The sequence below is a fragment of the Streptomyces sp. NPDC006624 genome (assembly GCF_040611555.1).
Lineage (GTDB): Bacteria > Actinomycetota > Actinomycetes > Streptomycetales > Streptomycetaceae > Streptomyces.
This window is the reverse complement of the sequence record NZ_JBEXOM010000001.1, coordinates 443,858-465,094: the sequence shown is the minus strand read 5'-3', so window position 1 is coordinate 465,094 and position 21,237 is coordinate 443,858. Positions and strand designations below refer to the sequence as shown.

The window sequence follows — 21,237 nt, the reverse complement described above, 5'->3', positions numbered from 1 at the left end:
CTTACTGATCCGTGGCGGGGGTGCCGGAGCCGCCGTGCGCGAGGAGGACGTCCTCGTCGAAGCAGGTGCGGGCGCCGGTGTGGCAGGCGGCGCCGACCTGGTCGACCGTCACCAGGATCGTGTCGGCGTCGCAGTCCAGCGCGACGGACTTCACCCGCTGGACGTGGCCGGAGGTGTCGCCCTTGACCCAGTACTCCTGGCGGCTGCGGGACCAGTAGGTGCACCGGCCGGTGGTCAGGGTGCGGTGCAGCGCCTGGTCGTCCATCCAGCCGAGCATGAGCACCTCTTTGGTGTCGTACTGCTGGGCGATGGCGGGCAGGAGTCCGTCGGCGCTGCGCTTGAGGCGGGCGGCGATCTCCGGGGCGAGACGGCTGGGCCGGGGGGACGTGCTGGTCATGACGACCATTGTGCCGCGCGCCACGGGCGGATCCGGCACGGCGTCCACTGGGCGGACCGGTCCGGCGGCCCGGAACGGCACGTCCGCTGGGCGGACCGGGAGGGCGGTCGTAGGCTGGCGGCATGTCGACCCATGCCAAGCGTGAACGACTTCTCCTCGCCGACCTGTTGGAGACCGCGGGCCCGGACGCGCCCACCCTGTGCGAGGGCTGGACCACCCGGGACCTGGCCGCGCACGTGGTGGTCCGCGAGCGCCGCCCCGACGCCGCCGGCGGGATACTGATCAAGCAGCTCGCGCCGCGCCTGGACCGGGTGATGGCCGAGTACACGGACAAGCCGTACGAGGAGCTGATCCAGCTGATCCGTACCGGCCCGCCGCGCTTCTCCCCCTTCTCCCTCAAGCCGGTCGACGAGGCGTCGAACATCATCGAGTTCTACGTCCACACGGAGGACGTCCGCCGCGCCCAGCCGGACTGGTCCCCGCGCGAACTGGACCCGGTCTTCCAGGACGCCCTGTGGTCCCGCCTGGAACGCACCGCCCGCCTCATGGGCCGCGGCGTCCCCACGGGCCTGGTCCTGCGCCGCCCCGACGGCCAGACGGTCGTCGCCCACCGGGGCGCCCCCGTGGTCACCGTGACGGGCGAACCGTCCGAGCTGGTGCTGTTCACCTACGGCCGCCAGAGCGCGTCCAAGGTCGAGCTGGACGGCGACGAGAACGCGATCGCGAAGCTGCACGAGTCCAAACAGCTCGGGATCTGAGGAGCGCGCCGCCCGGTCGGCGGGCCGGTCAGCGCGGCAGTTCGGCACGGCGGAGCGGCCCCGAGCCGAGCGTGACGAGCACGCCCAGACCGCACAGCGCCGCGCACACCGCGAAGACCGGCCCGGCCGACCAGCGCTCGACGGCCGCACCGACCAGCGGAAAGGTGAGCGGCGCGAGCCCGAAGCCGGCCAGGGCGGCGACGGAGGTGACCCGGCCGACATAGGCCGGGTCCGCCGTGACCTGGAGCAGGGCTCCGCGCAGGGCGCCGCCGAGTCCGGCCGCCAGGCCGATGACCAGGGCCACCGCGGTCGCCAGGACCACGGACGGCGCGTGGGCGAGCCCGGCGATCGCCAGGCAGCCGACGAGTTCGCCCGCCGCGATGACGAGGCCGGCCCTGGGGACGCGGCCGCGCAGGGCGAGCAGCAGCGACGCGGCGCCGGCCCCGGCTCCGAATCCGGCGAGCACCCAGCCCATGCCGGCCGCTCCCCATCCCTGCTCCCGGGCCAGCAGGGTCAGTCCGAGGTTCATCGGTCCGACGAACCCCAGATCGCCCAGGGCCGTGGCGAGCACCAGCGGCCGCAGGACGCGGTGCCGGGCGATGTGGCGCAGGCCGTCACGCAGGCCGGACAGCACGGCATCGGGCGGCCGCGGCGTCCCGGCGGGGGCTTCGGCGACCCGCACGGCCCACAGCACGGGCACCGACCCGCCGATCAGCAGCGCCGCGAGGCCGAACGCTCCGGCCGTGCCGCCGAGGGCGATGCCGAGGCCGCCGAGCGGCCCGCCGAGGACCGTGGCGAGGCGGGTGGCCAGTCCCCGCATGCCGTGGACGCGGGCCAGCTGCGCCGGTGCGGTGATCCGCGCGGGCAGCGCGCCCGCGGCGGGCAGGAAGACCGCGTCGACGGTCCCGAACAGCAGCGCCACCGCGCCCAGTGCCCACAGCCCCGGGCTGGTCACGAGCAGCATTCCGGCCGCCACGACGACGATCAGGCAGCGCAGGGCGCTGCTGCCGAGCACCACCGGGCGCGGCCCGTACCGGTCGGTGAGTACTCCCCCGCCCAGCATCAGCAGGGCGCGCGGCACGGCGGCGACCGCCGTCACCACCCCGGCCTGGGCCGGGGTCCCCGCCTGGACGGCCGTCCAGGACAGCGCGACGAAGTAGACGGTGTCCCCGACCGCGGACGCGGTGTAGGCCCCCAGCCAGCGCAGCACGTTGGGGTCGCGGTGCGCGGCGGCCTCAGGTGCGGAAGGGGAAGGCATCCGTGTGCAGCGCGACGTTCTCGCGCCCCTCGGTGTCCCCGGCCGCGTCGGCCGCGCGTCCCAGTTCCTGGTACCTCCGGGCCAGGGCCCGCAACTCCGCGGTGAGTTCGGCGAGTTCGGCGGCGGTGAGCCGCAGGACCGACTCGGAGGACTCGGCAGCGGTGGTCCACTCCGGGCTCCAGTGCGCCCGCTCGTCGAGGTAGCGCCGGTACATGCCGGACCGCTGGTCGAAGAAGAGACGGCTGGCCGCGGCGTGGGCGGCGGCCTTCTCGGGAGCGTCACGGAAGTCCTCGTCGTGGATGCTCAGGCCGTCCGAGGCCGGTTGCCACCACCGCTCCCGCCCGTCCGCACTCCGCGGCTCCGCCTCTTCGATCAGGCCGTGCTCGGCGAGCTTGCGCAGGTGGTAGCTGACCAGCGAGACGGCCTCGTCGACCTGTTCGGCCAGCTGGGAGGCGGTGGCGGCGCGGGCGAGTGTCAGAGCGCGCATGAGCCGCGCCCGGAGCGGATGGGCCAGCGCCTTGAGCGTGCCCACGTCCGTGATGCGCCGGTCCCTCTCCTTGGGCTGGTCTCCGGACGAGCCTTGGCCTCCTGCGTTGCCTGCCATGCCCCGACCCTAGAAAGGAAGGAAATCTTGCGCAATTTATTTTGCGCAACTTCTCTTTCGCATCTCGTGGAAAGACAGCCCCGGCCGCCACCACGCGACCGGGGCCCGGAGGGCAGGGCGTCACCGCACCGGGTGGCCCGCCTCTCGTAGGGTCTGCTTGACCTCGCCGATGCGCAGGTCGCCGAAGTGGAAGACCGACGCGGCCAGGACCGCGTCCGCGCCCGCTTCGACGGCCGGGGGGAAGTCCGACAGCCGGCCGGCGCCGCCCGAGGCGATGACCGGGACCGTGACGTGCTTGCGGACGGCCCGGATCATCTCCAGGTCGTAGCCGTCCTTGGTGCCGTCCGCGTCCATGGAGTTGAGCAGGATCTCGCCCGCGCCCAGTTCGGCCGCCCGGTGGGCCCATTCGACGGCGTCGATGCCGGTGCCGCGGCGGCCGCCGTGGGTGGTCACCTCGAAGGAGCCCGACTCGGTGCGGCGGGCGTCGACCGACAGGACCAGGACCTGGCGGCCGAAGCGCTCGGCGATCTCGCGGATCAGCTCGGGGCGGGCGATCGCGGCCGTGTTGACGCCGACCTTGTCCGCACCGGCCCGCAGCAGCTTGTCCACGTCCTCGGCGGCGCGGACGCCGCCGCCGACCGTGAGCGGGATGAACACCTGCTCGGCCGTGCGGCGCACCACGTCGTACGTCGTCTCGCGGTTGCCCGACGAGGCGGTGATGTCCAGGAACGTCAGCTCGTCGGCGCCCTCGGCGTCGTACACCTTGGCCATCTCGACCGGGTCGCCCGCGTCGCGCAGGTTCTGGAAGTTGACGCCCTTGACGACCCGGCCGTTGTCCACGTCCAGGCAGGGGATGACTCGGACCGCCAGGGTCATGAATCCACGGCTCCTCTGAATGCTTCCATCTCCACGGACACCAGTACGCGCGGGTCGACGAAGCCGTCCACGACCAGGAAGGTCGCGGCCGGGCGCACGGTGTCGAACAGCTCCTTGTGGGCGCGGCCCACCTCGTCGAGGTCACGCGCGTGCGCCAGGTACATCCGCGTACGGGTCACCGACCCGACGCCGAGCCCGAACTCCGCGATCGCCTCGACCGCGCTGGTGAAGGCCACCTTCGCCTGCTCGTACGGGTCGCCCTCCCCGTACAGCACGCTGCCCTTGAAGGACGTGGTGCCCGCCACCAGCACGGTGTCGCCCGCCGCCACGGCGCGTGCAAAACCGAAGGACTCTTCCCAGGGGTTTCCGCTCTGCACCCGCCGCACGGCTTCGGACGTCATGACGACACTGCCTCCAGGGCCTCTTCCAGGGTGAACGCCTTCGCGTACAGCGCCTTCCCTACGATCGCGCCCTCGACACCGAGCGGTACGAGGCCGGCGATGGCCCGCAGGTCGTCCAGCGAGGAGACGCCGCCGGAGGCCACGACCGGGCGGTCGGTGGCCGCGCAGACGTTCTTCAGCAGCTCCAGGTTGGGGCCCTGGAGGGTGCCGTCCTTGGCGATGTCGGTGACGACGTAGCGGGCGCAGCCCTCCTGGTTGAGGCGCTCCAGCGTCTCGTAGAGGTCGCCGCCGTCGCGGGTCCAGCCGCGGCCGCGCAGGGTGGTGCCGCGGACGTCAAGGCCGACCGCGATCTTGTCGCCGTGCTCGGCGATGACCTTGGCGACCCACTCGGGGGTCTCCAGCGCGGCCGTGCCCAGGTTGACGCGGGTGCAGCCGGTGGCGAGGGCGGCGGCGAGGGTGTCGTCGTCGCGGATGCCGCCGGACAGCTCCACCTTGATGTCCATCGCCTTGGCGACCTCGGCGATCAGCTCGCGGTTGTCCCCGGTGCCGAACGCGGCGTCCAGGTCGACCAGGTGCAGCCACTCGGCGCCGGAGCGCTGCCAGGCCAGGGCGGCCTCCAGCGGGGAGCCGTAGGAGGTCTCGGTGCCGGACTCGCCGTGCACCAGGCGGACCGCCTGGCCGTCGCGCACGTCCACGGCGGGGAGGAGTTCGAGCTTGCTCACAGTGTTCCGATCCAGTTGGTGAGGAGCTGGGCTCCGGCGTCGCCGGACTTCTCGGGGTGGAACTGCGTGGCCCACAGGGCGCCGTTCTCGACGGCCGCGACGAACGGCTTGCCGTGCGTGGACCAGGAGACCTTGGGGGCCTCCATCGCCGGGTTGTGCGTCTCCAGGGACCAGTCGTGGACGGCGTAGGAGTGCACGAAGTAGAAGCGCGCGTCCGCGTCCAGGCCGGCGAAGAGCCGCGAACCGGGCGCCGCCTCCACCGTGTTCCAGCCCATGTGGGGCACGACCTCGGCCTGGAGCGGCTCGACCGAGCCGGGCCACTCGTCGAGGCCCTCGGACTCCACACCGTGCTCGATGCCGCGCGCGAAGAGGATCTGCATGCCGACGCAGATGCCCATGACCGGGCGGCCGCCGGAGAGCCGGCGGTCCACGATCCAGTCGCCGCGCGCCTCGCGCAGGCCGGTCATGCACGAGGCGAAGGCGCCGACGCCCGGCACGAGCAGCCCGTCGGCGTTCATGGCCTTGTCGTAGTCACGGGTGATCTCGACGTCCGCGCCGGCGCGGGCGAGGGCGCGCTCGGCGGACCGGACGTTGCCGAAGCCGTAGTCGAAGACGACGACGCTCTTGCGGGGGGCGCTCAATTCCACACCTCCAGCCGCACGACACCGGCCGTCAGGCACATCGCGGCGCCGATCGACAGCAGCACGATCAGGCCCTTGGGCATCTTCTGCTTCGCGAAGGAGTAGATGCCGCCGACGAGGAACAGGCCGACGACGATCAGCAGGGTCGAGATGCCGTTCACAGCGCGCCCTTCGTGGACGGGAGGATGCCGGCCGCGCGCGGGTCGCGCTCGGAGGCGTAGCGCAGGGCCCGGGCCAGCGCCTTGAACTGGCACTCCACGATGTGGTGCGCGTTGCGCCCGTAGGGCACGTGCACGTGCAGCGCGATCTGCGCCTGGGCCACGAAGGACTCCAGGATGTGCCGGGTCATGGTGGTGTCGTACTCGCCGATCATCGGCGCCATCTTCTCGGGCTCGGTGTGCACGAGGTAGGGGCGGCCCGAGAGGTCGACGGTGACCTGGGCGAGCGACTCGTCCAGCGGGACCGTGCAGTTGCCGAAGCGGTAGATGCCCACCTTGTCGCCGAGGGCCTGCTTGAAGGCGGCGCCCAGGGCGAGGGCGGTGTCCTCGATGGTGTGGTGGGAGTCGATGTGCAGATCGCCCTCGGTCTTCACGGTCAGGTCGAACAGACCGTGCCGGCCGAGCTGGTCGAGCATGTGGTCGTAGAAGCCAACGCCGGTGGAGATCTCCGTCTTGCCGGTGCCGTCGAGGTCTATCTCGACGAGGACCGTGGTCTCCTTGGTCGTCCGCTCCACGCGTCCGGTGCGGCTCATGAACTCTGCTCCTTCTTCCATGCACGGACCGCGTCGAGGAACGCGTCGTTCTCTTCGGGGGTGCCGGCGGACACCCGCAGCCAGCCGGGGATGCCGTTGTCCCGGACCAGGACGCCCTGGTCGAGGATCTTCTGCCAGGCGGTGTGCGCGTCCTCGAACCGGCCGAACTGCACGAAGTTGGCGTCGGAGTCGACGACGTCGAAGCCGATCGCGCGCAGCTCGGTGACCAGGCGGTCCCGCTCGGCCTTGAGCTGCTCGACGTAGCCGAGCAGCGTGCCGGTGTGCTCCAGGGCGGCCAGGGCGGTCGCCTGGGTGACGGCGGACAGGTGGTACGGCAGCCGGACGAGCTGGACGGCGTCGACGACGGCCGGGTCCGCGGCGAGGTAGCCGAGGCGCAGGCCCGCCGCGCCGAACGCCTTCGACATCGTCCGGGAGATGACGAGGTTGGGGCGCCCCTGGAGCAGCGGCAGCAGCGAGTCGCCGTGGCTGAACTCGATGTACGCCTCGTCGACGATCACCATCGACGGCTTGGCCGCCTGCGCGGCCTCGTACAGCGCGAGGACCGTGCGGGGCGGCACCGCGTTGCCCGTGGGGTTGTTGGGGGTGGTGACGAAGACGACGTCCGGCCGGTGCTCGGCGACGGCCCGCTCGGCCGCCGCCAGGTCGATTCCGAAGTCCTCGCCCCGCGGCCCGGAGATCCAGCCCGTGCCGGTGCCCCGCGCGATCAGCGCGTGCATCGAGTACGACGGCTCGAAGCCGATGGCCGTGCGGCCCGGCCCGCCGAAGGTCTGCAGCAGCTGCTGGATGACCTCGTTGGAGCCGTTGGCGGCCCAGACGTTGGCCGGTCCGACCTCGTACCCGGACGTGGTCGTCAGGTACTCGGCGAGCTTGGTGCGCAGCTCGACCGCGTCCCGGTCGGGGTAGCGGTTGAGGGTGCGGGCCGCCTCGCGGACGCGCTCGGCGATGCGCTCGACCAGGGGCTCGGGCAGCGGGTAGGGGTTCTCGTTGGTGTTCAGCCGTACGGGGACGTCCAGCTGGGGTGCGCCGTAGGGGGACTTGCCGCGCAGCTCGTCCCGTACGGGAAGATCGTCGATGCCTGTCACTTGCCCTGGGGAACCTTCCAGTCGAACCGTGCCTTGATCGCCGCGCCGTGCGCGGGCAGGTCCTCCGCCTCGGCCAGCGTGACCACGTGGTGCGCGACCTCGGCCAGCGCGTCCTTGGTGTAGTCGACGATGTGGATGCCGCGCAGGAAGGACTGGACGGACAGGCCGGAGGAGTGGCAGGCGCAGCCGCCGGTGGGCAGGACGTGGTTGGAGCCGGCCGCGTAGTCGCCGAGGGAGACCGGGGCCCAGGGGCCGATGAAGATCGCGCCCGCGTTCTTCACGCGGTCGGCCACGGCGACGGCGTCGGCCGTCTGGATCTCCAGGTGCTCCGCGCCGTAGGCGTCGACCACCTTGAGGCCCTCGTCGATGCCGTCGACCAGGACGATCGCGGACTGCTTGCCGGACAGGGCCGGGACGATCCGGTCGTCGACGTGCTTGCTGGCCGCGACCTGCGGCTGCAGCTCCTTCTCCACCGCGTCCGCGAGGTCCGCGGAGTCGGTGACCAGGACGGCGGCGGCCAGCGGGTCGTGCTCGGCCTGGCTGATCAGGTCGGAGGCGACGTGCGCCGGGTCGGCCGTGTCGTCGGCCAGGACCGCGATCTCGGTCGGGCCGGCCTCGGCGTCGATGCCGATGCGGCCGGTGAAGTAGCGCTTGGCGGCGGCGACCCAGATGTTGCCGGGGCCGGTGACCATGTCGGCGGGCGCGCAGGACTCGGTGCCGTAGGCGAACATCGCGACGGCCGTGGCGCCGCCGGCCGCGTACACCTCGTCGACGCCGAGCAGGGCGCAGGCGGCGAGGATCGTGGGGTGCGGCAGTCCGCCGGACTCGGCCTGGGCGGGCGAGGCGAGCGCGATGGACTCGACGCCGGCCTCCTGCGCGGGCACCACGTTCATGATCACGGAGGACGGGTAGACCGACCGGCCGCCGGGCGCGTACAGCCCGACGCGCTGGACCGGAACCCACTTCTCGGTCACGGTGCCGCCGGGCACGACCTGGGTGGTGTGGGTGCCGCGGCGCTGCTCGCGGTGGACGATCCGGGCGCGCCGGATGGACTCCTCCAGGGCGGCGCGCACGGCCGGGTCGAGCTCCCGCAGCGCGCGGGTGAGCGCGGCGGCCGGCACCCGCACCTGGTCCAGCCGCACCCCGTCGAACCGCTCGGCGGCGTCGATCAGCGCCGCGTCGCCGCGATGATGCACGTCCTCGCAGATCGGACGCACCTTCTCCAGGGCGACCGACACGTCGAAGTCGGCTCGGGGCAGCAGGTCACGCAGGGCGGGGCCCTCGGGAAGGGCGTCGCCGCGCAGATCGATTCGGGAGATCACGTGCTCAATTCTCTCAGACCCGCGTGACGCGTCGTGCGCGCGTATCAATGGCTGATACAGAGTGTCGCGGGTCCGCGCCGTACGGCGCAGCGGAACCCCGGCAGATCGCCGTCACTTTCTGCTTTCAGATCGTCACGCAGCGGGCATGAACGGTTGTACGAAGGGACCAACCGGCGAGTACCTGGGGAGGAAGGAAGAGCTGTGACCGAGGGGGCCGGCCTGCGTGCCGGGGAACTGCCCGACGACCTGACCGCGGCCGAGGCCGGCATGTGGCAGGCCTTCCGCAACGGCAGCGTGTACGACCTGAGCAGCGGCGATCCGCTGGAGGACGATCCGCACGGCGGCCACCCGTGGGGCGAGGAGCGCACGGTCCGGGCCCGGATCGTGTGCTGGCTGCTTCTCGACGGCCCGCCCGCCCTGGCCGGCCGCGTGTCGTCGCTGAAGCTGGCCGGTGTGCACATCAGCGGCTCGCTGGACCTCGCGGGCGGCACGGTGCTGCCGTACGTCGAGATGCGCCAGTGCCGTTTCGAGCAGGACGTGCTGCTGCCGGAGGCCCGTTTCACGACCGTGCGGCTGGTGGACTGCTCCGTTCCGCGGCTGGAGGCGGCCCGGCTGCACACGGAGGGCGATCTGCACCTGCCGCGCTGCCGCTTCCACCGCGGCATCCGGCTCACGGACGCCCAGATAGGCACCGACCTGATGCTCAACCAGGCCGTGGTGCACGGCGACCGCAGCGGCAGGTCGCTGGCGGCGGACGGTCTGACGGTCGGCCAGGACTTACAGGCTGAGCTGATGGAGTCGTACGGCGAGCTGAGCCTGCGCGCCGCCACCATCGGGGTGTCGCTGAGCCTGCGCGGCGCGCGCCTGGCCCATCCCTTCGCCCGGCTCGCGCTGAACGCCCCGCAGCTGACCGTCGAGCGCAGCCTGTACCTGACCCCGGCCGGTGTCGGCGCCCAGGCGATGAGCGGCATGACCCCGGCCGAGGGGACGCGCATCCAGCGGTTCCAGTGCGAGGGCGGGATCCGCCTGGACGACGGCCGTTTCGGCGACGCCGTCGACTTCGAGCTGGCCCGGTTCACCCTGACGGACGAGCAGGAGCTGTCGCTGCGCCGGATGCAGACGCCCGAGCTGCGGTTCCTCGGGGAGCGGCCGGACCGCGGGCGGGTGGTGCTGTCGGGGGCGAAGGTGGTCAACCTGATGGACCGCGCGGACGCCTGGCCCGGCCCGGGGCGGCTGCACATGGGCGGTTTCGCCTACGAGAACCTGGTGCCGCGCGGGCCGTTCCCGCTGGACGAGCGGCTGGACTGGGTGGCGGCGGCGACCGCCGAGTACAACCCGGAGCCGTACGAGCGGCTCGCGGCCGTCCTGCGGGCCGGCGGGGAGGACGAGGCGGCCCGCGAGGTGCTGCTCGCCAAGCAGCGCCGCCACCGCGAGAGCCTGCCGCTCGCCGCCAAGCTGTGGGGCTACGCGCAGGACTGGACGGTCGCCTACGGGTACCGGCCGGGCCGGGCGGCGGTGTGGATGGCGGTGCTGTGGGCGGCCGGCGCGTTCGCCTTCGCGCAGGCCGGCCACCCGCCGATGAAGCGGGGTGAGCACCCCGAGTGGAACCCGGCGCTGTTCAGCCTCGACCTGCTGCTGCCGGTCATCGACCTGGGGCAGGTGGGTTTCTGGCAGTTGCGCGGGGGCTGGCAGTGGCTGGCCGCGGTGATGATCCTGCTGGGCTGGGTGCTGGCGACGACGGTGGCGGCGGGGGCGACGAGGCTGCTGCGGCGCAACTGATGTTGCCGGTGTGACCACAGTTGCCGAACTGCCACACCTTTACCTTCTCTTGACCAACCGGCGTACAACTTTCCGCAAGTTCCCGGAACGATCTGGCGCCGCTGTGACCAGCGGTCTTTCAATGGTCGACACCATGGCCATGATGCTGCCGTTCCTCCGGCCGAGCCGGACGACAAGGACCGCCCCCCGCCCCGTCCCCAGCGGGCCGGGCACCGACGACGAGGTGCTGCTCGACGCGCCCGACGCGCGGCTGAGCCCGGCGCTGGTCGCCGCCGCCCGGGGCGACCACGGCCCGGCCGCCGCGCTGCTCCTCGCCACGCGCGCGGCCGCCGAGTGGGAGCGGCGCGACCGGTACGTGACCCGCCTGGCGGCCTTCGCCCGCTCCCGGCCCGAGTGGCTGGACGCCTGGCTCGCCACCTCCCCGCAGGACCCGGACGCGCTGCTGGTGGGCGCCCAGCTGGCGGTGGACCGCGCCTGGCGGTCGCCGGCCCGGGCCGAGCTGCTGCGCGAGCTGAGCCCACTGATCACGGCGGCGGCCCGGGGCGACCAGCGCGACCCGGTGCCGTGGCGGCTCGCGCTCGACCACGCCCGGGGCGCGCGGGCCGGCCACACGTACTTCGAGGAGCTGTGGGCGGCGGCCGTGCGCCGCGCCCCGCACCACCACGGCTGCCATGTGGCGGCCCTGCGCTACCTGGCCACCCACTGGCACGGCTCGCACCACGAGTGCTTCGACTTCGCCGACCGGGCCGCGCAGGACGCGCCCGCCGGCGCGCTCGTGCAGGCCCTGCCGCTGCGGGCGGCCTTCGGCTACCTCACCGACGGCTGCGGTCCCGAGGTGCCGCGCGCGCGGCTGGACGCGGCCGCCGCCCGGGCCCTTGCCCTCTCCCCCCGCCTGCCGGCGGCCGACCCCTGGCCCGCCCCGATGCGCAACCTGCTGCTCTTCGTCCTGGTGCGCCTGGAGCGCTGGGAGAACGCCCGCGACCAGCTGCGGCTGAACGGCCCGTACGCCACCTCGTTCCCCTGGGACCAGGTGTCCGACGACCCGCTCGGCCACTTCCTCGACGTGCGCGACCGGATCCGGGCCGGGGCGGCCGGGGACCCCTCCTGGCATCCACCAGGTGAACGGGGCGGACGGGACCGCACCGGCGACCATTAGGCTTTTGCGTCGTGACCACCGTCCGGCTCCCCCTCTTCCCCCTGAACTCGGTGCTGTTCCCGGGGCTCGTGCTCCCTCTCAACGTCTTCGAGGAGCGGTATCGCGCCATGATGCGCGAGCTGCTGAAGACGCCGGAGGACGAGTCGCGCCGGTTCGCCGTCGTGGCGATCCGCGACGGCCACGAGGTGGCCCCGAGCGTGCCCGGCATGCCCGACCCGACGGCCCTGCCCGAGAAGGGACCCCTGGCCGGCTTCGGCCCGGACCCGGTCAAGGCGTTCCACAAGGTGGGCTGCATCGCGGACGCGGCGACGATCCGCGAGCGCACCGACGGCTCCTTCGAGGTGCTGGCGACGGGCACGACGCGTGTGAAGCTGCTGTCGGTCGAGGCGTCCGGCCCGTTCCTGACGGCCGAGCTGGAGCCGCTGGCGGAGGAACCCGGCGACGAGGCGGCCCCGCTCGCCGAGGGGGTGCTGCGGTCCTTCCGGCAGTACCAGAAGCGCCTGGCGGGCGCGCGCGAACGCTCCCTGACGACCGGCGCGGACCTGCCGGACGAGCCGGGCGTGGTGTCGTACCTCGTCGCGGCGGCGATGATGCTGGACACCCCCACCAAGCAGCGCCTGCTCCAGGCCCCCGACACCGCCTCCCGCCTGCGGGACGAGCTGAAAATCCTGCGCACCGAGACGGCCATCATCCGTAGTCTGCCGTCGTTGCCGTCGTCCGACCTGACGCGCGGCCCGACGAGCCTGAACTGAGCGGATCCGCATGGCCAAGAAGACCAGGAAGCAGCAGCAGGGCGGCACGCCCGCGACGGTGGCCCTGACCGCCGCCGGAGCGCCGTTCACGGTCCACTCCTACGACCACGACCCCTCCCACCCGTCCTACGGCGAGGAGGCGGCGGAGGCGATGGGCGTCTCACCGGACCGCGTCTTCAAGACCCTCGTCGCGGACGTCGACGGCGCCCTGACGGTCGCGGTGGTCCCGGTGGCGGGCCAGCTGGACCTGAAGGCCCTGGCCGCGGCGGTGGGCGGCAAGCGGGCCACGATGGCCGACCCGGCCCTGGCGGAGCGCACCACGGGGTACGTCCGGGGCGGCATCTCCCCGCTGGGCCAGCGCAGGAAGCTGCCGACGGTCCTCGACGCCTCGGCGTCGGCGCACACGACCATCTGCGTGTCGGCCGGACGCAGGGGCCTGGAGGTGGAGCTGGCGCCGGAGGACCTGCGGAAGCTCACGGACGCGGTCCTGGCCCCCGTCGGCCGCCCCGGGTAGCGGAGCCGCGCAGATCCAGCGGGCCGTGGGGCAGCCCCCGGCCGCGGACCATCGGGCCTGCGGGGCTGCCGAGCCTGAGGGGCTCGCTGCCGAGCCCCGGAGCTAGTCGGCTGCGGGCGGTTGCCGGTACGGCCCGCCCGGGAACTCCGGCTCGGGGTCCCGGGGGCCGAACAGCGCCGTCAGCCCGAGGTGCAGGACGAGCGCGGCGAGCGGCCAGGCCAGCAGCGCGCCCTTCGCGCCCAGCTTCAGCGGCGCGGAGAAGGTCACGCCCCGCCCCACCTCGCGCGCCCGGGCGATCACGTCCTCGGCGGGTCCGAGCCACACCCCGACCCGCCAGGCGAGCAGCGACCCGAGCAGCCCCCCGACCGCCAGCCCGACCACCAGCGGCACCCCGCCGCGCCGCCGCAGCAGGAAGACCACCAGCGCGCTCACGACGCCGAAGCCCAGGGCGAGCAGCGTGAACGTCCCGTCCACGCCCACGGCCTGCTCCCCCTCGGTGTCCTTGAGGTAGACCACCCAGTTCCCGTCGGTCACGTCACCGACCAGCGGCACGTGCGGCGCGAGCCACCACCACAGCACGCCCAGGAGCACCCCGCCCAGCGCCACGGCCAGGGCGGCCACGCCCGCCTCCCGCAGTTCCGTCCTCATCCCGGGCCCGTCCTGTCCGTACCAGCCGGGCCCGGCCTGGTCGGCGTACTCGGCGTGCTGGGCCCCGGGCGCCGCGGGCCCCGCGGCCGGAGGCTGCCACGAGCCCTGAGGGGAACGTTCGTGCGGCGGCGGTGGCGGAGTCAGTGGTGCGGTCACCCTGCCATCGTGCCAGGCCCGCCTGTGTCCCGCGTCACCGGACGGCGCCTGCCCGTTCACCGGACGGCCGCCCTGCGGTACGCCCAGGTCGCCACCGCCAGCGAGACGACGCCCACGCCCCCGCAGACAGCGAGGTCGCCGAGCACGAAGGCCCAGTCGGGGTCCGGTCCGAACGTGCGCGCGAACGCCTCCACGCCGTACGTCGACGGCAGCAGGTCCCGCGCGAGGCGCACGGCCTCCGGCATCCGGTCCGCCGGCAGCACACCCAGCAGCAGCGCCGCCGACATGCCCAGCTGGCCGAGCAGCGTGGCGAGTTCGGGCCGGGGCGCGAGCAGCCCGAGCGCCGCCCCGAGCCCGGCGAGCGCGGCGCCCGCGAGCGGGATCACCGCCAGCAGGATCCACAGATGGGCCATCGGCAGCCCGAACAGCACACAGCCGAAGACCGCCGTCACGACCGTCCCCGGCACGGTGAAGGACGCGTACGCGCCCGCCGCGCCCAGCACCACCGCGGCGGGCGGCACCGGCAGGGTCGCGTAGTGGTCGAGCCCGCCGCTGGCCCGCAGCTGCCCGAAGTACTGGGCGAGCAGGTTCAGCGCGACGAAGGCGACCACCAGGACCGAGGAGCCGGCGACGACCGCCTGCGCCTCGGCCCCGTCGTCCACGACCCCGCGCATCAGGATCATGATGCCGATCGACTGGAAGGTCGCCACGAACAGCAGCGGGATCCGCGCGACCCGCGCCCGGGACAGCTGCGCCCGGTACACGGCCGCCAGCGACGGCCACAGCCGCGCCCGGGGACCGAGCTCGGCCGCGCCCGTGGCGGGCTCCTGTGCGGCCAGGGCACCGCCCGGCAGGACATCGGCGGGTACGACACTCACGTCGCGCTGCTCCCCTTCGTCGGGTCCACTGCGGCAGTCGTCCTGTTCGGTACGGACGCGACGGCCCCCGCGCTCAGGGCCCCGGTGACGCTCACGCCTTCACCAGCCCCTGCTGCGCGGCACCGCCCAGGGCGAGGTAGACGTCCTCCAGGCTCGGCGTGGCCAGCGTGAAGTCGTCCAGGGCGGCGAAGGCGGCGCCTCCGGTCACGGTGGCGACCACCGCGCGGGCCTCCTCGGGCCCGAGCCGGAGGGTCCAGCGGCGGCCCGACTCCACGGCCCGGTCCCGCAGCACGGCCACCTCGGGCACGTGCAGCGGCGCCGCGTCGCGCCACATCAGCTCGACCCGCACCTCGCCCGCGACCTGCTCCTTCAGCCCGCCGGGCGTGTCGCAGGCGATCACCCGCCCTCGATCGAGGACGGCGACCCGGTCCAGCACGGTCTCGGCCTCGATGACGTTGTGGGTGACGAGCAGCACGGTCGTCCCGCGCTCGGCCCGCCGCCGGTCGACGGCGGACCACACGGCCCGCCGGGCCACCGGGTCCATGCCGGTGGTCGGCTCGTCGAGCACCAGCAGCGGCCGCTCCCCCACCAGGGCCGCGGCGAAGCAGGCCAGGCGCCGCTGGCCCCCGGAGAGCCTCTTCAGCGGCCGGCCGGCGAGCGGCGTGAGCCCCAGTTCGTCGAGGACCTCGTCCCGCTCGGCCCGCGCCCGCCGCACCTCCAGGCCGCGCAGCCGCCCCGTGGTCTCGGCGGCGAGCGACACGGTCAGTTCGTCGAGGGCGGTCGACTCCTGGCCCAGGTAGGCGAGGATGCGCGAGGCGCGCTCCGGGTGGCGCACGATGTCGTGCCCGAGGATCTCCACGCTGCCGCGGTCGGGCCGCATCAGCCCGGTGAGCTGCCGTACGAGGGTGGACTTGCCGGCGCCGTTCGGCCCGAGCAGGCCGAAGATCTCGCCGCGGCGGATGTCCAGCGTCACGTCGTCCGTGGCCCGGACCTCGGGTGCGGCGGGGGTGCCGCGCCGGCCCCGTACGGCCGGATAGGTCTTGGTCAGCCCGCGCACCGCGCACACGACGTCACCGTCGTGCCGAAATGCCTGTGCCGCGCGCTTACTCACAAGGGACGAGACTACGGGGTCGGCCGCCCCGGTCCGCTCTCGGGGCGGTCCCCGCGGGAAATTCCGCCGCGGGGGTCTCAGTCGCCGACGGGGGCGTGCTCCACGCCCGTGCGGAGGTCGATCTCCTTCCAGAATCCCGCCCGGATGGCGTAGCGGTCCCGCTCGTCGATCTGGTCGTCCTTGTGGGCGAGCAGGCCGAAGCGGGCGGCGTAGCGCAGCAGCTCGCCGTCGACGCGGTGCGGGATGCGCGGGTACATGCCGGACAGTTTCTGCAGGTGGGACTGGTCGCCGAGGCGCTCGACCCAGCGCCGGGCGAAGACCTGGCCCACCTCGAAGGGGTCGCCGCCGACCGTGGTGATGTCCTCCTCGCGGTCGGCCCAGCGCTGCTCGGCGGTGGTCAGCTGGGCGAGCGTCGGCATCGAGGCGGCCTCGGGGGGCTCGGCCGCGGGCCGGTCGACCCAGCCTTTGTCGGAGGACCAGCGGAGGGTGGCGGAGGCGGGGGGCTGGGCGGGCTGGGTGCCGGGGGCGCGCAGGGCGGCCAGGTCTTTGGGCGTGGGGACCCCTTTGGGCGCGGGCACCCGGTCCTGGGCGCCGTTCTGCCCGGGGCCGGGCACCGGGTGCGGGGGCTGCGGGGCAGGCCGTTCGGCGGGGGCGGAGAGGGCCGAGTCGGGCAGGGGCGCGGAGAGGATCGCGGCGATCTCGGGCCGGGGCGCGGGCTGCGGGGCGCACACGCCGGTGAGCTCCTTGGCGCGGACGGCCTTGGTGATCCACGCGCGGTCCAGGACGCGTCGCTCGTCGGCCTCGGCGACCAGGTCCTCGGACTGGTTGTAGTCGCCGTCGGCGGCCTGGACGGCCCACAGGTGGACGGCGACGCCGTGCTCCTTGGCGGCCATCATGCCGGGCAGCAGATCGCCGTCGCCGGTGACCAGGACGACGTCGGAGCAGGCGCGGTTGCGGGCCAGCTCGGTGAGCTCGGCGTGCATGGCGGCGTCCACGCCCTTCTGCGCCCAGCGGCCGTCGCTGCGGGTCAGGGCGCCGAGCCGGACGGTGACCCGGGGCATCACGCGCAGTCTGCGGTGCTCGGGCTGCGGGACGCGGTCGGGAGCGCCGTCGAACCAGTAGATGCGCAGCAGGGGCTGCTGCGTGTCGGACTCGGCGCGTTCGCGCAGGCCCTGGATGAGGGCTGTGTGGTCGACGGTGATGCGGGACCGTGAGGGCTCCCCGGCGAGGAGACTCGCCGCGGCTCCCAGCAGATACCCGGCGTCCACCAGGACGATGCAGCGGTCCACGCGACTCACCCTCTTCCCTGGAGGTTTGTTTCGGGCTTGCTTCGAGTCTGCCCGACGGCGCGGAGGTTAACGGCCGGAACTCGATCTTCGGCGTGGCGTTTCGCCGCGCCCCGCTCCGACTCCCCCTGTCACGCAGGGTAATTGTCCGACATGCGATCGTTGTCGGGCTATGTGAATCTGGTCCCGGCCCTGGCCCCTAGATCCCCCACAGGAGGCATCACCATGGCCAAGAACAAGAACCGTGACCGTAAGCAGCAGCGTCCCACCGAGCGCGGCCAGCGGGCGGACCGCCACCCCGCGGCGGAGGCGGAGCCCCAGCCCGACGTCGAGATGACCCCCGGCGATGTGGCGACCCGCAAGCGGAAGCGCAGCTTCGGCCACAACTGACATCCGTGTGACGGGTTGTTGAGGCCCGCGCAGCCACGTGAGGGGCGTACCCAGGTACCGGGTACGCCCCTCACGCGCGTCGAGAGCCCTGTGCGGCCCCGTCTCACCCCGCCAGGCAGGACGGGCCGAGCAGCACCTTCAGGTCGCCGAAGAGCGCCGGGTCGGGCTTGACCCGGTGCCGGTCCAGGCGCAGCACGGTCGTCTTGGTCGGTCCCTGGAGCCTGATCCGGACCTCGCTGTCGCCCTTGTGGTGACTGAGCACCTCGCCGAGGCGGCTGACCAGGGGCGGGGTGACCCGGGTGGCCGGGATGGTGAGGACCACGGGCGCGTTGGTGCCCGCGTTGGACAGGTCCGGGACCATCAGCTCCATCGCGACGAGCCGCGGCACGTCCTCACGCTTGTCGAGCCGGCCCTTGACGAACACCACGGCGTCCTCGACGAGTTGGGTCGAGACGAGCTGGTACGTCGCGGGGAAGAACATGCACTCGATGGAGCCCGCGAGGTCCTCGACGGTGGCGATGGCCCAGGCGTTGCCCTGCTTGGTCATCTTGCGCTGCAGGCCCGAGATGATGCCGCCGATGGTGACGACCGCGCCGTCCGCGTGCTCACCTCCGGTCAGCTGGGAGATACCCGCGTCGGCCTTGTCGGACAGGATGTGCTCCAGTCCGAACAGCGGGTGGTCGGAGACGTACAGACCGAGCATCTCCCGCTCCTGGGCGAGCAGATAGGTCTTGTCCCACTCGTCGGTGGAGAACTCCACGTCGAGCCCGAAGCCCGGCTCGCTGGTCTCCGCCTCGCCCATGCCGCCGAAGAGGTCGAACTGCCCCTCGGCCTCCTTGCGCTTGACCGCGACCACGTTGTCGATCATCGGCTCGTACTGGGCGGTGAGGCCCTTGCGGGTGTGGCCCATGGAGTCGAAGGCGCCGGCCTTGATCAGCGATTCGGTGGTGCGCTTGTTGCAGACCACCGCCTCCACCTTGTCGAGGTAGTCCGGGAAGGACGTGTACTTCCCCTTGGCCTTGCGGCACCGGATGATCGACTCGACCACGTTGGTGCCGACGTTGCGCACGGCGGAGAGGCCAAAGAGGATCACGTCGTCGCCCTGGGCGGCGAAGTTGGCCATCGACTCGTTGACGTTGGGCGGGAGCACCTTGATGCCCATGCGGCGGCACTCGTTGAGGTAGACGGCCGACTTGTCCTTGTCGTCCTTGACGGAGGTCAGCAGCGCGGCCATGTACTCGGCGGGGTGGTTCGCCTTGAGGTAGGCCGTCCAGTAGGACACCAGGCCGTACGCGGCGGAGTGCGCCTTGTTGAACGCGTAGCCGGCGAAGGGGACCAGCACGTCCCACAGCGCCTGGATCGCCTCGTCGCTGTAGCCGTTCTTGCGGGCGCCGGCCTGGAAGATGGCGAAGTTCTTCTCCAGCTCCTCCGGCTTCTTCTTGCCCATCACGCGGCGCAGGATGTCGGCCTCGCCGAGCGAGTAGCCGGCGATGATCTGGGCGGCCTTCTGCACCTGCTCCTGGTACACGATCAGGCCGTGGGTGACGTCCAGGACCTCCCTGAGCGGCTCCTCCAGCTCGGGGTGGATGGGGGTGATCTCCTGCTGGCCGTTCTTGCGCAGCGCGTAGTTCGTGTGGGAGTTCATGCCCATCGGGCCCGGGCGGTACAGGGCCGAGACGGCGGAGATGTCCTCGAAGTTGTCCGGCTTCATCAGCCGGAGCAGGGAGCGCATCGGGCCGCCGTCGAACTGGAAGACGCCGAGCGTGTCGCCGCGCTGGAGCAGTTCGAAGGTCGTGGGGTCGTCGAGCGGGAGGCTCAGGAGATCGATGTCGATCCCCTTGTTGGCCTTCACCATCTTGACGGCGTCGTCCATGATCGTGAGGTTGCGCAGGCCCAGGAAGTCCATCTTCAGCAGGCCGAGCGACTCACAGCTCGGGTAGTCCCACTGCGTGATGGTCACGCCGTCGGTGTGCCTGACCCAGACCGGGACGTGGTCGGTGATGGTCTCGCTGGACATGATCACGCCGGCGGCGTGCACGCCCATCTGCCGGACCAGGCCCTCCACGCCGCGCGCGGTGTCGATGACCTTCTTCACGTCCGGCTCGTTCTCGTACATCCCGCGGACCTCGCCGGCCTCGCTGTAGCGCGGGTGGTTCGGGTCCGTGATGCCGGAGAGCGGGATGCCCTTGCCGAGGACGTCGGCGGGCATCGCCTTGGTGATGCGGTCGCCCATCGCGTACGGGTAGCCCAGCACGCGCGCGGAGTCCTTGATCGCGTTCTTGGCCTTGATGGTGCCGTAGGTGCCGATCATGGCGACCTTGTCGGCGCCGTACTTCTCCGTCACGTACCGGATCACCTCGACGCGCCGGCGCTCGTCGAAGTCGATGTCGACATCGGGCATGGAGATGCGCTCGGGGTTGAGGAACCGCTCGAAGATCAGGCCGTGCGGGATCGGGTCGAGGTCGGTGATGCCGAGGGCGTAGGCGACGATCGAGCCGGCCGCGGAGCCTCGGCCGGGGCCGACCGCGATGCCCTGCTTCTTGGCCCACATGATGAAGTCGGCGACCACGAGGAAGTAGCCCGGGAAGCCCATCGAGATGATGGTGTCCATCTCGTACTCGACCTGCTTCATGCGGTCGTCCGGGATGCCGTCCGGGAAGCGGCGCTGCATGCCCCGCATGGTCTCCTCGCGGAACCAGCTGACCTCCGTGTACCCCTCCGGGATGTCGAACTTCGGCATGAGGTCGCGCTTCTGGAACATGTCCGTGGTGTCGACCATCTCGGCGATCAGCCGCGTGTTGGCGCAGCCCTCCTGCCAGGCGTCCGAGGAGTCGATGGCGTACATCTCGTCCGTGGACTTCAGGTAGTAGCCGGTGCCGTCGAACTTGAAGCGGTCGGGGTCGGAGAGGTTCTTGCCGGTCTGGATGCACAGCAGCGCGTCGTGGGCGCCCGCCTCGTGCGCGTACGTGTAGTGCGAGTCGTTGGTGACCAGCGGGGGGATGCCGAGCTTCTTGCCGATCTCCAGCAGGCCCTTGCGGACCCGGTGCTCGATCTCGATGCCGTGGTCCATCAGCTCCAGGAAGTAGCGGTCCTTGCCGAAGATGTCCTGGTAGTCGGCGGCGGCCTTGAGGGCCTCGTCGAACTGGCCGAGGCGCAGCCGGGTCTGGACCTCCCCGGAGGGGCAGCCGGTGGAGGCGACGATGCCCTCGGACCACCGGGAGATGGTCTCCTTGTCCATCCGGGGCCACTTCTGCAGCCAGCCCTCCGCGTAGGCGTCGGAGGAGAGCCGGAAGAGGTTGTGCAGGCCGGTCTTGTTCACCGCCCACATCGTCTTGTGGGTGTAGCCACCGGAACCGGAGACGTCGTCCCGCTTCTGGTGCGGCTGGCCCCACTGGATCTTGCGCTTGTTGCGGCGCGACTCGGGGGCGACATACGCCTCGATCCCGATGATCGGGGTGATCCCGGCCTTCTGCGCGGAGTGGAAGAAGTCGTACGCCCCGTGGAGGTTGCCGTGGTCGGACATGGCGATGTGCGTCATGCCCATCTCGTTGCACGCGTTGAACATGTCCTTCAGCCGCGCGGCACCGTCCAGCAGCGAGTACTGGGTGTGGACGTGCAGGTGCGTGAACGGCGGCTTCGACATGCGGCGGCCTCCAGGGAAAACATAGGGCGAATAGGGTCCGACAGGCTGCGGGCAGTCTGGGGGGACAGCGTCGAAGTCTATGCCTCGGCAC

The 21,237-nt window shown here is 72.4% G+C and carries 22 protein-coding genes; 6 read left to right on the top strand and 16 right to left on the bottom strand.

The window, feature by feature from the left end; genetic code table 11:
• Nucleotide 1 precedes the first annotated feature (1 nt).
• Nucleotides 2–397 carry a phosphoribosyl-AMP cyclohydrolase gene (gene hisI, locus ABZY20_RS02110; protein ID WP_356435225.1) on the bottom strand — a complete coding sequence of 132 codons (396 nt, stop codon included), beginning with the start codon at nt 395–397 and terminating at the stop codon, nt 2–4.
• 122 nt (nt 398–519) lie between these two features.
• Between hisI and ABZY20_RS02105 the strand changes: the two genes are divergently transcribed.
• The gene (locus ABZY20_RS02105) at nt 520–1,155 is read left to right on the top strand and encodes a TIGR03085 family metal-binding protein (RefSeq protein WP_356435223.1); all 636 of its coding nucleotides are present in this window, start codon (nt 520–522) and stop codon (nt 1,153–1,155) included.
• Between the two features lie 28 nt (nt 1,156–1,183).
• Here ABZY20_RS02105 and ABZY20_RS02100 read toward each other — a convergent pair whose 3' ends face one another.
• The 10 genes from ABZY20_RS02100 to hisD form a co-directional block, all read right to left on the bottom strand.
• Nucleotides 1,184–2,413: an MFS transporter gene (locus ABZY20_RS02100; protein WP_356435221.1), complete on the bottom strand. Its 1,230-nt coding sequence runs from the start codon at nt 2,411–2,413 to the stop codon at nt 1,184–1,186.
• Nucleotides 2,391–3,017, bottom strand: a complete 627-nt coding sequence (locus ABZY20_RS02095) for a helix-turn-helix domain-containing protein (protein WP_356435218.1) — start codon at nt 3,015–3,017, stop codon at nt 2,391–2,393. The genes ABZY20_RS02100 and ABZY20_RS02095 overlap by 23 nt, the downstream gene beginning before the upstream one ends.
• Before the next feature lie 120 nt (nt 3,018–3,137).
• A complete protein-coding gene (gene hisF, locus ABZY20_RS02090; RefSeq protein WP_356435215.1) occupies nt 3,138–3,893 on the bottom strand; it encodes an imidazole glycerol phosphate synthase subunit HisF in 756 nt (251 codons plus the stop codon).
• Nucleotides 3,890–4,294 (bottom strand): RidA family protein, encoded by a 405-nt coding sequence (locus tag ABZY20_RS02085; RefSeq protein ID WP_356435213.1) that lies wholly within the window; start codon nt 4,292–4,294, stop codon nt 3,890–3,892. Before ABZY20_RS02085 ends, hisF begins: the two co-directional genes overlap by 4 nt.
• A complete protein-coding gene (gene priA / locus ABZY20_RS02080) occupies nt 4,291–5,016 on the bottom strand; it encodes a bifunctional 1-(5-phosphoribosyl)-5-((5-phosphoribosylamino)methylideneamino)imidazole-4-carboxamide isomerase/phosphoribosylanthranilate isomerase PriA (RefSeq protein WP_356435210.1) in 726 nt (241 codons plus the stop codon). The genes ABZY20_RS02085 and priA overlap by 4 nt, the downstream gene beginning before the upstream one ends.
• Nucleotides 5,013–5,663, bottom strand: coding sequence for an imidazole glycerol phosphate synthase subunit HisH (hisH, locus tag ABZY20_RS02075; protein ID WP_356435208.1), 651 nt, complete (start codon nt 5,661–5,663; stop codon nt 5,013–5,015). Before hisH ends, priA begins: the two co-directional genes overlap by 4 nt.
• On the bottom strand, nt 5,654–5,818 hold the full coding sequence (locus ABZY20_RS02070; protein ID WP_356435206.1) for a hypothetical protein: 165 nt from the start codon (nt 5,816–5,818) through the stop codon (nt 5,654–5,656). Before ABZY20_RS02070 ends, hisH begins: the two co-directional genes overlap by 10 nt.
• Complete coding sequence (gene hisB, locus ABZY20_RS02065) at nt 5,815–6,408, bottom strand: imidazoleglycerol-phosphate dehydratase HisB (protein ID WP_030248649.1); 594 nt, start codon at nt 6,406–6,408, stop codon at nt 5,815–5,817. The genes ABZY20_RS02070 and hisB overlap by 4 nt, the downstream gene beginning before the upstream one ends.
• Nucleotides 6,405–7,511, bottom strand: coding sequence for a histidinol-phosphate transaminase (locus ABZY20_RS02060; protein ID WP_356435204.1), 1,107 nt, complete (start codon nt 7,509–7,511; stop codon nt 6,405–6,407). Before ABZY20_RS02060 ends, hisB begins: the two co-directional genes overlap by 4 nt.
• Complete coding sequence (gene hisD / locus ABZY20_RS02055) at nt 7,508–8,833, bottom strand: histidinol dehydrogenase (protein ID WP_356435201.1); 1,326 nt, start codon at nt 8,831–8,833, stop codon at nt 7,508–7,510. The genes ABZY20_RS02060 and hisD overlap by 4 nt, the downstream gene beginning before the upstream one ends.
• 201 nt (nt 8,834–9,034) lie before the next feature.
• Here hisD and ABZY20_RS02050 point away from each other — a divergent pair, with 201 nt between their 5' ends.
• From ABZY20_RS02050 to ybaK, 4 genes are all read left to right on the top strand, one after another.
• Nucleotides 9,035–10,612, top strand: coding sequence for an oxidoreductase (locus tag ABZY20_RS02050; protein ID WP_356435198.1), 1,578 nt, complete (start codon nt 9,035–9,037; stop codon nt 10,610–10,612).
• 121 nt (nt 10,613–10,733) lie between these two features.
• Nucleotides 10,734–11,768 (top strand): hypothetical protein, encoded by a 1,035-nt coding sequence (locus ABZY20_RS02045; RefSeq protein ID WP_356435195.1) that lies wholly within the window; start codon nt 10,734–10,736, stop codon nt 11,766–11,768.
• An 11-nt stretch (nt 11,769–11,779) separates the two neighbouring features.
• Nucleotides 11,780–12,520, top strand: coding sequence for an LON peptidase substrate-binding domain-containing protein (locus tag ABZY20_RS02040; RefSeq protein WP_356435193.1), 741 nt, complete (start codon nt 11,780–11,782; stop codon nt 12,518–12,520).
• A gap of 10 nt (nt 12,521–12,530) precedes the next feature.
• Nucleotides 12,531–13,034 carry a Cys-tRNA(Pro) deacylase gene (gene ybaK / locus ABZY20_RS02035; RefSeq protein ID WP_356435190.1) on the top strand — a complete coding sequence of 168 codons (504 nt, stop codon included), beginning with the start codon at nt 12,531–12,533 and terminating at the stop codon, nt 13,032–13,034.
• Nucleotides 13,035–13,136: 102 nt separating this feature from the next.
• On the opposite strand, the gene ABZY20_RS02030 is transcribed toward ybaK, so the two are convergent.
• The 4 genes from ABZY20_RS02030 to ABZY20_RS02015 form a co-directional block, all read right to left on the bottom strand.
• A complete protein-coding gene (locus ABZY20_RS02030; protein WP_356435188.1) occupies nt 13,137–13,838 on the bottom strand; it encodes an AAA family ATPase in 702 nt (233 codons plus the stop codon).
• Between the two features lie 56 nt (nt 13,839–13,894).
• Nucleotides 13,895–14,716, bottom strand: a complete 822-nt coding sequence (locus tag ABZY20_RS02025) for an ABC transporter permease (RefSeq protein ID WP_356435186.1) — start codon at nt 14,714–14,716, stop codon at nt 13,895–13,897.
• A gap of 91 nt (nt 14,717–14,807) precedes the next feature.
• Nucleotides 14,808–15,782: an ABC transporter ATP-binding protein gene (locus ABZY20_RS02020; RefSeq protein ID WP_356436005.1), complete on the bottom strand. Its 975-nt coding sequence runs from the start codon at nt 15,780–15,782 to the stop codon at nt 14,808–14,810.
• Nucleotides 15,783–15,904: 122 nt separating this feature from the next.
• Nucleotides 15,905–17,116 carry an NYN domain-containing protein gene (locus ABZY20_RS02015; RefSeq protein WP_356435183.1) on the bottom strand — a complete coding sequence of 404 codons (1,212 nt, stop codon included), beginning with the start codon at nt 17,114–17,116 and terminating at the stop codon, nt 15,905–15,907.
• A gap of 222 nt (nt 17,117–17,338) precedes the next feature.
• Here ABZY20_RS02015 and ABZY20_RS02010 point away from each other — a divergent pair, with 222 nt between their 5' ends.
• Complete coding sequence (locus ABZY20_RS02010) at nt 17,339–17,503, top strand: hypothetical protein (protein WP_356435181.1); 165 nt, start codon at nt 17,339–17,341, stop codon at nt 17,501–17,503.
• A gap of 103 nt (nt 17,504–17,606) precedes the next feature.
• On the opposite strand, the gene dnaE is transcribed toward ABZY20_RS02010, so the two are convergent.
• Entirely contained in the window at nt 17,607–21,146 is a 3,540-nt protein-coding gene (dnaE, locus tag ABZY20_RS02005) for a DNA polymerase III subunit alpha (protein ID WP_356435178.1), read from the bottom strand.
• Nucleotides 21,147–21,237 lie beyond the last annotated feature (91 nt).